The organism is Streptomyces sp. L-9-10 (genome assembly GCF_004151105.1).
In the GTDB taxonomy this organism is placed as follows: domain Bacteria; phylum Actinomycetota; class Actinomycetes; order Streptomycetales; family Streptomycetaceae; genus Streptomyces.
The window spans coordinates 7,310-10,601 of record NZ_PHRF01000121.1 but is presented as its reverse complement, the minus strand read 5'-3'; the positions used below and the strand labels follow the sequence as shown (position 1 = coordinate 10,601).

General features: G+C 72.5%; 1 protein-coding gene. It reads right to left on the bottom strand.

Translation table 11 applies throughout. From position 1 onward, the window contains the following. Nucleotides 1-3,292 (bottom strand): non-ribosomal peptide synthetase (locus CU044_RS28570; RefSeq protein WP_193564100.1); only part of this gene is annotated, 3,292 nt, incomplete at both ends.

Below are 3,292 nucleotides of genomic sequence, written 5' to 3'. Positions count from 1 at the left end.
CTCGATCGTGGACGCGTCGAACAGATCCGTGCTGTATTCGACCGAACCCCGCAGCTCCCCACCCTCCTCCCAGTACGTGAACGTCAGATCGAAGAGCGAGAAATCACGGGAGAGCGGCTGTTCGGAGAGTTCGACCCCGTGCAGCCGCATCGGCGCGGCGGGGGTGTTCTGGAAGGCGACCAGCGCCTGCACCAGGGGCGGGCGGCTCAGATCGCGCTCGGTGACGACCGCGTCGACGACCCGGGAGAACGGCGCGTCGCCGTGCGCGAACGCCTCCAGCACCGTTTCCCGTACGGAGTCCAGGAACTCCCCGAACGTGCGGAGTTCGTCCACGTCCGACCGCAGCACCAGGGTGTTGACGAAGAAACCGATCAGCCCTTCGACCTCCGCCCGGTCGCGTCCCGAGCTGAGGGTGCCGAGCGCGATGTCTCTCCGGCCGGACCAGCGGGCGAGCAGGAGGGAGCTGAGCGCCGTGGTGGCCATGAAGAGCGACGCGCCATGCTGCCGGGCCGCGCGTGTCAGTCCGTCGGTGGCGTGGGCGGAGAGCCGGAAGGTGTGCAGCGCGCCGGCGTGGCCGAGGACCGGTGGGCGGGGCCGGTCGGCGGGCAGCTCCAGCGGCTGTACCCCGGCCAGCTTCCGCTGCCAGAAGTCGAGTTGGGCGTCGAGTTCGTCGGCGGAGAGGTGCTCGCGCTGCCATACGGCGTAGTCCGCGTACTGCACGGGGAGCGGGGGCAGGGCGCTGTGCCGCAGAAGGTGGGCGGCGTCGCGCGAGCCCGTTTCGAGTGCCGCGTTGTAGAGCGCGCCGAGCTCGCGCGAGACCACGCCCATCGACCAGCCGTCGGTGACGATGTGATGGATCGTCACGGCGAGCGCGTGGTCGTCGGGTGCCGCGCGGACCAGCAGGGCGCGCAGCAACGGACCGTTCCGCAGGTCCATCGGCAGGGCGAACTGGGCCGCCAGAGTCGTCCGGAGTTCCCGTTCACGTGCGTCCGGGTCGGTCGCGGCGGGTTCGGTGACCGGGACCGGGACCTCGTAGGGATCGCCGATCAGCTGTAGAGCGCGGCCGTCGACCGCGTCGAAGGTGGTTCGGAGCGATTCGTGCCGTACCACCAGTGCCGAGAGCGCGGCCGAGAGCGCGGAGATGTCCAGCGGGCCGGTGAGCCGCAGCACTCCGCCCGCGTTGTAGGCCGGGTTGCCCGACTCGAACTCGTCGAGGAACCAGAGGCGTTGCTGGGCGAAGGAGAGGGGCAGCGTCCGGTCGCGGCCGGCCGGGGCGATGCGCGCGGTGTGTCCGGCCGCCCGGCCTTCCGCGACCCGCTCGGCGAACTCCGCGATGGTCGGCCGGTCGAAGAGCGATCGGGCGGACAGCTCGATCCCGAAGGTCTTCCGCACCCGGGAGATCACCTGGATGCTGAGGATCGAATTGCCGCCCAGTTCGAAGAAGTTGTCGAGGACGCCGATGTCGTCGAGGTGGAGCACCTGCATCCAGATGCCTGCCAACGCCTCTTCCAGGGCGTTGCGCGGGGCGACGCGCTCGGCGGTCGAGGCGAAGAGCGAGGGGTCCGGGGCGGGCAGCGCCCTGCGGTCGACTTTGCCGTTGATGGTCAGCGGCAGTGCGTCGAGGACGACGACGACGGCGGGGACCATGTAGTCGGGCAGCGCGCGGGCCGCGTACTCCCTGAGGGCCGCGGCTTCGAGGCCGGGGCCGTACGCGTGGGACGCGGGGCCGTCTGCGTGGGACGCGGTGCTGTGCGTGTGGGACGCGGGATCGTCCGGGGCGTCCGCGCCCGCGGAGCCGGCCGGCCGCGCGGTGACGTACCCCACCAGCCGCAGTCCGCCGGGGGCCTCCGCCGCGATCACACACGCCTGTCCGATACCGGGCGCCGCGGCCAGCACGGCTTCCACCTCGCCCAGTTCGACGCGGTGCGCGCGTATCTTGACCTGGTCGTCGGTACGGCCCTGGTACTCCAGGGCCCCGTCGGCCGTACGGCGCACCAGGTCGCCGGTACGGTACATCCGTCCGCCCGGCGCACCGTACGGGTCCGCCACGAAGCGCTCCGCCGTCAGCCCCGGCCGCCCCAGATACCCACGGGCCAGCTGCTCACCCGCGAGATACAGCTCCCCCGGCACCCCCACGGGCACCGGCCGCAGCAGCCCGTCCAGGACATGGCCGCGCATGTTCCAGGAGGGTCTGCCGATCAGGACCGCGCCCACCGGGTCGGTGTCGTCCGGGCCCACGGTGTGTACGACGCAGCCGACCGTGGCTTCGGTCGGCCCGTACTCGTTGACGACGCTCGCACCGCGGTGCCGCGCCCGCCAGGGGGCGAGTGCCTCGCCGAGCAACTGCTCGCCGCCCACCACCAGATCGCCCCGCGCGAGTACCTCGTCGGGCAGTGACTCCAGCAGTGGCAGATGGCTGGGGGTCGCCTTGATGAAGGTGGGCGCGGGCCGGCCGTCGGCCCACAGATCCGGGTCGATGTCCTCCAGCGCGCTGACGTAGACGGTGCCGCCGACGGCGAGCGGTGCGAACAGGGTGGTGACGGTCAGATCGAAGGAGACCGAGGAGTGCAGTATCGCGCCGCCCCGGATGCCGGGGTAGGAACCCTCGCACCAGCGCAGGTAGTTGGTGAGTCCGCTGTGCGGTACGACGACGCCCTTGGGGCGGCCGGTGGAGCCCGAGGTGTAGATGACGTACGCGGCGTTTCCCGGTCGCAGCGGGGCGCGCCGGTCCGCGTCGGTGAGGTCGGCGGCCGGCCGCGCCGCGAGCGCTTCGCGGGTGGCGGGCAGGTCGAGCACCAGGTGCGTGGTGCCGGGGCCCGGCCGTACGGGAAGATCGGCCGCGCCCTGGGTGATCACCTGTACGGGGCGCGCGTCGGCGAGCAGCGCCGCGACACGTTCGGCCGGGTAGTCGGGGTCGACCGGCAGATACGCCGCGCCCGCCTTGAGTACCGCGTACAGCGTCACCATCAGGTCGGCGGAGCGTGGCAGGGAGACCGCGACCACGTCCTCGGGGCCGACGCCCCGGGCGGCCAGTTCGTGCGCGAGCCGGTTGGCGCGCTCGTTGAGCCGGGCGTAGCTCAGTGTCCCGCTGTCGGTGACGACCGCGGGCGCGTCGGGGGTGCGGGCCGCCTGCCGCTGGAACAGCTCGACCGCGTTGGTGTCCGGCAACCGCCGCTCCGCACCGGACCGGTCGGCGGCGATCCGCGCGAGTTCGCCCTCCGCCAGCATGGCCAGCCCGGCCATCGGACGCTCCGAACCACCCGGCGCGGCCAGCGCCTCGGCGAGCGTCACC